Here is a 9,804-nt window from a genome sequence, read left to right as displayed (position 1 = left end):
ATGACGGAAGAAAAATGGGGACAGCTCAGAACACGGCTTTTGAAGACTGTTGGCCAAAATAACTTTACGACCTGGATCGAACCGTTGGAGTTCAATTCAGTTGACGATGGTGTGGCGGTGTTTCACGTGCCAACCAATTTTATGGGCAACTACGTTAGCCAGAACTTTGCCGATCTCATTCTGCATGAGTTCAGCATCTCTGGCGAACCGGTTCAACGCCTGGCCTTTCGGGTTGCTGCCAATTCACCTGCACGCCCCGTGCGTCAGGTCGAACAACCCGCAGAGCCCTTTGCTGAAATGCAGGGCGGCTCTGGCCAACAGAACAATGAGTCTCAGTGGCACCAGGAGCCTGCGCGTTCTGCAAATACTGGTTCTGCAAATACTGGCGCGTCTTTGTCTGCCAAAGCAGCTGCCGCAGCGCCAATGGACACATTGCAGGCGGCGCCGCTGGATCCACGGTTTACCTTTGACAACTTTGTCGTTGGCAAGCCAAACGAGCTGGCCCATGCCGCAGCGCGCCGGGTTGCCGAAGGCGGCCCCGTGACCTTCAATCCGCTGGTGCTGTATGGCGGTGTCGGGCTGGGTAAAACGCACCTGATGCATGCGATTGCCTGGGAAATCAGCGCTCAGAATCCTGGTCTGAACGTGCTGTACCTGTCGGCTGAACAGTTCATGTATCGTTTTGTGCAGGCTCTGCGCGAACGCAAGATGATGGATTTTAAGCACCTGTTCCGTTCGGTTGATGTGCTGATGGTGGATGACGTGCAATTCATCGCTGGCAAGGATTCCACTCAGGAAGAATTCTTCCATACCTTCAACGCTCTGGTGGATCAGAACAAACAGATCATTATCTCAGCCGACCGCGCCCCGGGGGAGATCAAGGATCTGGAAGACCGGGTGAAATCGCGTCTGCAATGTGGCCTGGTGGTGGATCTGCACCCAACAGACTATGAGCTGCGCCTGGGCATTCTGCAAACCAAGGTGCAGCTGCAGCAAAAGACCTATCCGGATCTGGAAATTGCCGATGGGGTGCTGGAATTCCTGGCGCATCGGATTTCCACCAACGTACGTGTTCTCGAAGGCGCGCTGACCCGGCTGTTTGCTTTTGCTTCGCTGGTGGGGCGCGAGATCGACATGGATCTGACCCAGGATTGCCTGGCGGATGTTTTGCGCGCCTCTGAGCGCAAGATCACCGTCGAGGAAATCCAGCGCAAGGTGTCAGAGTATTACAACATCCGGATGTCGGACATCATTGGCCCTAAACGTCTGCGCTCTTACGCGCGGCCACGGCAGGTGGCGATGTATCTGTGCAAAAAGCTCACCAGCCGCAGCCTGCCAGAGATTGGCCGTCGCTTTGGGGGCCGTGACCATACAACGGTCATGCATGGGGTGCGCCGCATCGAAGAGCTGAAGTCAACTGACGGTCAGATCGCCGAAGATGTGGAAATGCTGCGCCGCGCGCTTGAATCCTAATCTGCCGACCCGGCTATGACTAAAAGAGACGGTCCTGGATTTCCGGGGCCGTTTTCTGTTTGACGCCCAGTCTGTCGGCCGGTTTGTCGGCCAGTCTGCGGCCCGGTCTGTTGTTCGGCGTCTTGTCCGGTGTAGCCGCCTGTGTAGCTGCCTGTGTGGCAGCCCGTACAGCTGCCTGCGTTTCGCCTGTGGACCGGGTTCAATCGCAACGATTCTGTGGCTTTCAGGCTGTTGTGGGATCTCACCTCTTGACGCTGCCGGGAATCCCTTAGAAAACTCAATAAAAGCCTTGTGCATGAGGGGCAAACCGCTACTTTGCTTGTCCCGACCCTTGCTCTGTCAGGGCCCGGGGCGGGAGCCTGCAGGGACAGCGAAACAGCTTTGACGAGACGGGCGCGACGAAGAGGAAAGCGACATGAAGATCAGCATCGAACGCGGCACACTGCTGAAGGCGGTTGCGCAGGCCCAGTCAGTGGTGGAGCGTCGCAATACCATTCCGATCCTGGCAAATGTCCTGATCGAGGCCGAAGGCGAAGTGGCCCAGTTCCGCGCCACCGACCTGGATATCGAAGTTGTCGACAAGGCCCCGGCGCAGGTTGAGCGCGCAGGTGCCACCACCGTCGCTGCCACAACCTTGCATGAAATTGTGCGCAAGCTGCCGGATGGCGCCTTGGTGACGCTCACGGCGGATGCGGCAACTGGCCGCCTGACGGTTGAGGCCGGGCGCTCGAACTTCTCGCTGGCCACCCTGCCACGGGAAGATTTCCCGGTTATGGCCAGTTCTGAATACCACTCGAACTTCACCGCCAATGCGGCGATGCTGCGTCGGCTTTTTGATAAATCCAAATTTGCCATCTCCACCGAAGAGACCCGCTATTATCTTAATGGCGTCTATATGCATGTTTCTGATGCGGCGGAGGGCGGCAAGGTGTTGCGCTGCGTGGCCACCGATGGTCACCGTCTGGCCCGGATTGATGCGCCGCTGCCAATGGGGGCCGAGGACATGCCGGGCGTGATCGTGCCGCGCAAAACCGTCGGCGAGATGCGCAAGCTGCTGGATGACGACGACATGGATATTGCGGTCTCTGTCTCCGAGACCAAAGTCCGCTTTGCCACCCCCAATATCACCCTGACTTCCAAGGTCATTGATGGCACTTTCCCGGATTACACCCGGGTCATTCCGGTCGGCAATACCCGCCGGCTTGAGGTGGACGCGGATGAATTTGCCCGCGCGGTGGACAGGGTTGCAACGGTTTCATCTGAGCGGTCGCGCGCGGTGAAGCTGCAGCTGGAAGAAGATCGCCTGATCCTGTCGGTCAATGCGCCCGACAGCGGTGCCGCCGAAGAAGAGCTGGCGGTGGCCTATGCGGATGAACGCTTGGAGATTGGCTTTAATGCCAAGTATCTGCTGGAAATCGCCAATCAGGTTGATCGTGAGAACGCGGTGTTTATGTTCAATTCCTCTGGCGATCCGACCCTGATGCGCGAAGGCAGCGACGAAAGCGCGGTCTATGTTGTTATGCCGATGCGCGTATAATTGGTGGTTTGCGGCTGCGCCGTGTAGCAAAAGGCGCGCCCATTCATGTTGGCCTTAACTGAATTGACTTTGTCCCACTTCCGCTCGCATCTGCGGGCGGAATTGCATTTGGATGGGCGCCCCGTGGCCATTCATGGCAATAATGGTGCCGGCAAGACCAATATCCTGGAGGCTGTTTCACTGTTTTCTCCCGGGCGTGGCCTGCGGCGGTCCAGTGCCGCCGATATGGTGCGCCGTCCCGAAGGGCTGGGCTGGAAGCTGAAAGCGGTCTTGCAAGCGCCGGATCAGGCCTATGAGATCGAGACCTGGTCGGACGAGGGTTCTGCGCGCCAAGTGCGGATCGACAACAAGGCGTCGAACCAGATTGCCCTGGGGCAAATCTGTCGGGTGGTCTGGCTGGTGCCGGTGATGGACCGTCTGTGGGTCGAGGCCGCTGAGGGGCGTCGCCGGTTTCTGGACCGCATAGCGCTGAGTTTTGATCCCAACCATGCTGAGGCGACACTGACTTATGAAAAGGCCATGCGCGAGCGCAACAAGCTGCTGAAGGATCAGGTTCGTGATGCGGCCTGGTACCGGGTGGTTGAGGCCCAGATGGGCGCAGCTGGACATCGGATTCACAGCGCGCGGTGCGCTGCGGTGCAGCGGCTGGCGGCGGCGCAGGCCACCGCCGAGACGGCCTTTCCCACGGCGCAACTGGAGCTGGTGCAGTCCGAGGGCGAGATGCCGACAAGCGAAGCGGATCTGGTTCAGGCTCTGGCTGAGGGGCGGATGCGGGACATGGCGGTTGGCCGGACCCTGGTTGGGCCGCACCGAAGTGATCTGATTGGCACCTATGCGCGCAAGGGGATTGCTGCCAAGGAATGTTCCACCGGGGAGCAGAAGGCACTTTTGGTCTCGTTGATTTTGGCCAATGCCCGCGCCCTGGCCGCCAGCGAGGGGGCGCCGCCAATCCTGCTGCTGGATGAGGTTGCAGCACATCTGGATGCCGATCGGCGCGCCGCATTATATGATGAAATCTGCGCTCTTGGGGCGCAGGCCTGGATGACAGGCACCGGGCCAGAGCTGTTTGCGGAGCTGGGAAGTCGCGCTCAGACTTTTGAAATCGGTGAGGTGGACGGGGCATCGCAGGTGGTCAGCGAATGAGCCTGTCTGTCTGGGATCTGCTGCTCTATGCGGGTGCCCTGTTTGTGCTGTTTCTGACGCCGGGGCCGGTGTGGCTGGCGCTGATGGCGCGGGCGGTCTCTGGTGGGTTTCAGGCGGCCTGGCCCCTGGCTGTGGGCGTGGCCATTGGCGATCTGATCTGGCCGTTGGTGGCGATTGGCGGCATGTCCTGGCTGGCCAGCAGCCTGGGCGAGGTGATGCTGGTGCTGCGTTGGGGGGCCTGCCTGATGTTTGTCATCATGGGCTGTCTGGTGATCCGCGGGGCGGGGCGAAAGGTTGCCGAGAACCGGGCCTTGACCCGGCCGGGTGCCTGGGCCGGATTTGTGGCGGGGGTTGCTGTGATCATGGGAAATCCCAAGGCAATCCTGTTCTACATGGGGCTGTTGCCCGGCTTTTTTGACCTTGGCGCGCTTGGCTGGGTCGATGTTGTGGTGATCATTTGCCTATCCTTTGCGGTGCCGCTGTTGGGCAACTTGGCGATGGCGGCCTTGGTGCATTCCCTGCGGGCGGTGATTGCCTCGCCAGAGGCCATGCGGCGGCTCAACCTGACCTCGGGCGCATTGCTGATCGGGGTTGGGCTGCTGCTGCCCTTTACCTGATTTCACCCACGATTTTCTGCGAACTGACAGCGGGTCGGCGGCTTTGTTCTCGTCCCTGTTCGGGGCTAAGAAAAAGCCCCATCGTGGGTGACATTAGGGGCCAAGTTGCGTATAAAATCAGAAAGTTAAAACAGGAAGTCGCGAATGTCTGATAACGAACAGAACCCAGCTGAATATGGTGCCGATTCCATTAAGGTTCTCAAAGGGTTGGAGGCAGTTCGCAAACGTCCTGGCATGTATATCGGTGACACCGATGACGGCTCTGGTCTGCACCATATGGTCTATGAGGTGGTGGACAACGGAATTGATGAGGCCCTGGCCAATCATGCCGATCACGTTCGGGTCACAATTCATGCGGACAGTTCCGTTTCCGTCTATGACAACGGGCGTGGGATTCCGGTGGGCATCCACGAAGAAGAAGGCGTTTCAGCGGCTGAAGTCATCATGACCCAGCTGCACGCGGGCGGCAAATTTGACAGCAACTCCTATAAGGTGTCTGGCGGTCTGCACGGGGTGGGGGTTTCGGTTGTAAACGCCCTGTCCGACTGGCTGGAACTGCGGATCTGGCGCGAAGGCAAAGAACACGTCGCGCGGTTTGAACATGGCGATACTGCTGAGCATCTGAAGGTTGTGCAGGAGTGTGGCGATAGAACCGGCACCGAAGTGCGATTTATGGCTTCGACCGACACGTTTTCGAACCTGGAATACTCGTTTGAGACGCTGGAAAAGCGCCTGCGTGAGCTGGCCTTCTTGAACTCCGGCGTCAAGATCATCCTGATTGATGAACGCCCGGCAGAACGGCTGGAATCGGAGCTGATTTATGAAGGCGGCGTCAAAGAGTTTGTCAAATACCTGGACCGCTCAAAGACCCCGGTGATGGATACCCCGGTCTATATCACCGGCGAAAAGGACGACATCGGTGTCGAGGTGGCGATGTGGTGGAACGACAGCTACCATGAATCGGTGCTGCCCTTTACCAATAACATTCCACAGCGCGACGGCGGCACCCACCTGGCGGGGTTCCGTGGGGCGCTGACCCGGACGATCAACAACTATGCCCAGTCCAGCGGCATTGCCAAAAAAGAGAAGGTCTCTTTCACCGGCGATGATGCCCGCGAAGGGCTGACCTGCGTCTTGTCCGTCAAGGTGCCGGATCCCAAATTCTCCAGCCAGACCAAGGATAAACTGGTCTCCTCCGAGGTGCGCCCGGTGGTCGAGAGCCTGGTGAACGAAAAGCTGGCGGAATGGTTTGAGGAAAACCCAAACCAGGCCAAACAGATCGTCGGCAAGGTTGTCGAGGCAGCGCTGGCCCGCGAAGCCGCTCGCAAGGCGCGCGAGCTGACCCGCCGCAAAAACCCGATGGATCTCAACTTTCTCAGCTCTAAACTGAAAGACTGCTCGGACAAGGATCCGGTCAATACCGAAATCTTCCTGGTGGAGGGGGATTCCGCTGGTGGCTCTGCCCAGACTGGGCGTGACCGGAAAACCCAGGCGATCCTGCCGCTCAAGGGTAAAATCCTGAATGTCGAGCGCGCGCGATTTGACCGCATGCTGGGGAGCCAGGAAATTGGCAACATGGTCATGGCCCTGGGCACCGGCATTGGCCGGGACGAGTTCAACATCGACAAGCTGCGCTACCATAAGATCGTCATCATGACCGATGCGGATGTTGATGGTGCCCATATCCGAACGCTGCTGTTGACCTTCTTCTACCGCCAGATGCCTGAGCTGATCGAAGGCGGTTACCTTTATATCGCCCAGCCACCGCTGTACAAAGTGGCGCGCGGCAAGTCCGAGGTGTACCTGAAAGACCAGGCCGAAATGGATGACTATCTGGTCAATCAGGGCGTCGAAGGGGCAACGCTGAAACTGGGCTCCGGCGAAGAGCTGGTTGGTCAGGATCTGATCCGCGTTGTCGATGAGGCGCGTCAGTTGAAACGGGTTCTGGACGCCTTTCCGACCCATTATCCGCGCCATATTCTGGAGCAGGCAGCAGTGGCTGGCGCCTTTGTGCCTGGTGCCGTTGATGCCGACTTGCAGGGCGTTGCCGACCGGGTTGCGACGCGGCTTGATCTCATTGCGCTGGAATATGAAAAGGGCTGGCAGGGCCGGATTACCCAGGATCACGGCATCCGTCTGGCCCGCATTCTGCGCGGGGTCGAAGAGGTGCGCACCCTGGACGGCCCCATGCTGCGATCCGGTGAAGCGCGTAAAACCGGCAGCTTTACCAAAAGCTTGCAGGAAGTTTACGGAACCTCTGGCCAGTTGGTGCGACGGGATCGCGCCCAGGCAATCCATGGGCCGCTTGATCTGTTGAAGGCCATCATGGAAGAGGGCGAAAAAGGCCTGACGCTGCAGCGCTACAAAGGTCTGGGCGAAATGAACCCGGATCAGCTGTGGGAAACCACCCTGGACCCGGATGCCCGCACCCTGTTGCAGGTCCGTGTCGACGATGTGATTGGGGCAGATGATCTGTTTACCAAACTGATGGGCGACGTGGTTGAGCCAAGACGCGAGTTCATTCAGAAAAACGCCCTGAGCGTCGAAAACCTGGATTTCTAAGCCTTTTCTGGTTCTCGCAGAGTTTTGCATTCGGGCGATCTATCTCGCCCGAATGACGGCGCATTATTCCGTACTGCTTTTGTTACTGATCGCCCGGATTTCAGGGGCGCGAAACCGAGTGGGTGCAATTGCGAAAAGGCGGGTTTACCCTTAATGAGGCCAAGTAGGATTTGAGCGCCATTCATCATCTCTGGTGATGTGCCTTTAACAGAAACTGTGCTTCTTCTTTGCGCATGAGCTGCGATAAAGGTGTGTCAGAGGAGCCCGACCATGTCCCAGAAAACGCGTGAAAACATTGATACTCCGCAGGGGTTGGCCTTTGCTATTTCCGCCTATGTTTTGTGGGGGTTCCTGCCGCTATACATGAAACTGGTGTCCCATATTCCTGCGGCAGAGGTGGTGGCGCATCGGGTGCTTTGGTCGGTGCCGGTGGCGGGGCTGCTGTTGGTGGTCATGGGGCGGACCAGGGATCTACGCGCCGCGCTGAAAAGCCCGCGCACGTTGGCCATGGCCTGTGTGACGGCGGCGCTGATCTCGGTGAATTGGGGGATTTACGTTTGGTCGATTGCCTCGGGCCATGCGCTGGATGCTGCCCTTGGCTATTACATCAACCCGCTGTTCAGTATTGCCCTGGGCTCCCTGCTGCTGCGCGAGCGACTGACGCCAACGCAACTGGTGGCCATTGCTCTGGCTGCTGCTGCTGTGGTGGTCCTGACGGTCGAGGCCGGGCGGCTGCCCTGGGTGGCAATTGCGCTGACGCTGAGCTGGGGCTTTTATGCATTCTTCAAGAAACAGCTACCGGTTGGCCCCAATCAGGGCTTTATGCTGGAAGTGCTGATCCTGACGCCTCCGGCGCTGGGGTATCTGGCCTATGCTTCGGCCACCGGCGGAACCCATTTCCAGGGCGTGGATATCTGGCTGTTGATGGGCTGTGGGCTGGTGACGGCAGTGCCGCTGATTGTCTATGCCAATGGGGCAAAACTGCTGCGGCTTTCGACCATTGGCATCTTGCAGTACATCGCGCCAACGATGATTTTCCTGATCGCGGTTTTTGTCTTTGGTGAGGAGTTCGGCCGCGCCCGGATGATTGCCTTCCCTATGATCTGGATGGCCTTGGTGATTTATTCGATCCCGCTGATCCGACAGCTGCGTAGCCAGCCCAAGCCCGCCGTTTAACGCCGGGGCGATCCCGCAACACGACCGCCATATCGCCGCCGGGGGCTGCCTGTGAAGGCAGCCCTGACAGGTTTAGGATTTGCTCAGCTCAGGGCTTTGCGGAATTCCAAAAAGCGGGCATCTGTGCTGACCCGCGCATTGATGGCGTCGCGCAGGGCGCCAATGGTTTTGTGGGGGCGCATAACCACTTCAAAGGTCTGGATCAGACCTGCGTCATTCAGGGTGATCAGATCAACACCGACAGTGTCGAGATCGCCAACCTTGCATTGAAACTCCAGCGCCCAGTCTTTGCCCTCGCCCATGATGCGGCGATAGCGGAATTCGGAGAACACCTTGCCCACATGACCCAGCACCGCGGCAACCGGTGCGCGGCCTGTCCAGGTTTTCCAATAGGTCGGCGGCAGGAAGCTCACATCTTCGGCCAGCAGATCGGCGATAAGGCTTTCGTCGCCTTTGGCAACAACCTCCTGCATGCGGGTGATGGTTGGATGCATGGTCTCTCTCCCTCAAATTTTGACATGTGTTTGACATGTCTCTGTTGGGGGGAACTCTGCGGTTCCTCCCCAATCGGGGCAAGCGCGACGTCACGGGAACTTGCCGTGGCGGGCAAGGCACAGTAGGCAGGCGCCTATGGCTGTTTCAAGTGACTATACCCCGCCGCAGGACCCGCTGGAGATCCTGCATCACGATGCGCAGATTCTGGTGGTGAACAAACCGGCTGGGCTGCTGAGCGTGCCTGGGCGCGGCGAACATCTGGCCGACTGCCTGGTCAGTCGCCTACAGCTGGCCTTTCCCGAAGCCTTGCTGGTCCATCGTCTGGACCGGGATACTTCGGGGGTTCTGGTCTTTGGGGTGACGCCCCATGCGCAGCGGCATCTGTCGATGCAGTTTGAAAAACGCACCACCCGCAAAGCCTATGTTGCGCGGCTCACCGGCCATCTGGAGCCCCGCGCCGGAGAGGTAGATCTGCCGCTGATTGTGGACTGGCCCAACCGGCCCCGGCAGATGGTCTGCCATGACACGGGTAAGCCCGCTGTCACCGACTACCGGGTGGTGAAATACGGTGAGGGTGAGACCCGCGTGCGACTGACGCCCAAGACCGGACGCACCCATCAGCTGCGGGTGCATATGATGGCATTGGGCCATGCGATCCTTGGGGATCCGCTCTATGCCACCGGGGCGGCGCGTGAATTTCCCCGGATGATGCTGCATTCAGAAGAATTGCGGATCAAACATCCTGACAGCGGGGAATCGATGAAGTTTCGCGCCAAGGCGCCTTTCTGACCGCAGCTGCGG

The 9,804-nt window shown here is 58.9% G+C and carries 8 protein-coding genes; 7 read left to right on the top strand and 1 reads right to left on the bottom strand.

What is annotated here, in order from left to right:
• The 6 genes from dnaA (at nt 1) to rarD (ending at nt 8,508) form a co-directional block, all read left to right on the top strand.
• Nucleotides 1–1,473, top strand: a complete 1,473-nt coding sequence (gene dnaA / locus N1037_19685) for a chromosomal replication initiator protein DnaA (GenBank protein UWS79435.1) — start codon at nt 1–3, stop codon at nt 1,471–1,473.
• Nucleotides 1,474–1,888: 415 nt separating this feature from the next.
• The gene (dnaN, locus tag N1037_19680) at nt 1,889–3,010 is read left to right on the top strand and encodes a DNA polymerase III subunit beta (GenBank protein ID UWS79434.1); all 1,122 of its coding nucleotides are present in this window, start codon (nt 1,889–1,891) and stop codon (nt 3,008–3,010) included.
• A gap of 45 nt (nt 3,011–3,055) precedes the next feature.
• The gene (recF, locus tag N1037_19675; protein ID UWS79433.1) at nt 3,056–4,153 is read left to right on the top strand and encodes a DNA replication/repair protein RecF; all 1,098 of its coding nucleotides are present in this window, start codon (nt 3,056–3,058) and stop codon (nt 4,151–4,153) included.
• Entirely contained in the window at nt 4,150–4,770 is a 621-nt protein-coding gene (locus N1037_19670; GenBank protein UWS79432.1) for a LysE family translocator, read from the top strand. The genes recF and N1037_19670 overlap by 4 nt, the downstream gene beginning before the upstream one ends.
• A gap of 144 nt (nt 4,771–4,914) precedes the next feature.
• Complete coding sequence (gene gyrB / locus N1037_19665) at nt 4,915–7,332, top strand: DNA topoisomerase (ATP-hydrolyzing) subunit B (GenBank protein ID UWS79431.1); 2,418 nt, start codon at nt 4,915–4,917, stop codon at nt 7,330–7,332.
• 270 nt (nt 7,333–7,602) lie between these two features.
• Nucleotides 7,603–8,508: an EamA family transporter RarD gene (gene rarD / locus N1037_19660; protein UWS79430.1), complete on the top strand. Its 906-nt coding sequence runs from the start codon at nt 7,603–7,605 to the stop codon at nt 8,506–8,508.
• Between the two features lie 83 nt (nt 8,509–8,591).
• Here rarD and N1037_19655 read toward each other — a convergent pair whose 3' ends face one another.
• Nucleotides 8,592–9,002, bottom strand: a complete 411-nt coding sequence (locus N1037_19655; GenBank protein UWS79429.1) for a nuclear transport factor 2 family protein — start codon at nt 9,000–9,002, stop codon at nt 8,592–8,594.
• A gap of 136 nt (nt 9,003–9,138) precedes the next feature.
• Between N1037_19655 and N1037_19650 the strand changes: the two genes are divergently transcribed.
• On the top strand, nt 9,139–9,792 hold the full coding sequence (locus N1037_19650; protein ID UWS79428.1) for an RluA family pseudouridine synthase: 654 nt from the start codon (nt 9,139–9,141) through the stop codon (nt 9,790–9,792).
• The last annotated feature ends 12 nt before the right edge of the window (nt 9,793–9,804 follow it).

Source organism: Phaeobacter sp. G2, assembly GCA_025163595.1.
In the GTDB taxonomy this organism is placed as follows: Bacteria; Pseudomonadota; Alphaproteobacteria; order Rhodobacterales; family Rhodobacteraceae; genus Pseudophaeobacter.
Note: the sequence above shows the minus strand (reverse complement) of the source record. Positions and strands in the feature narration are given on the sequence as shown.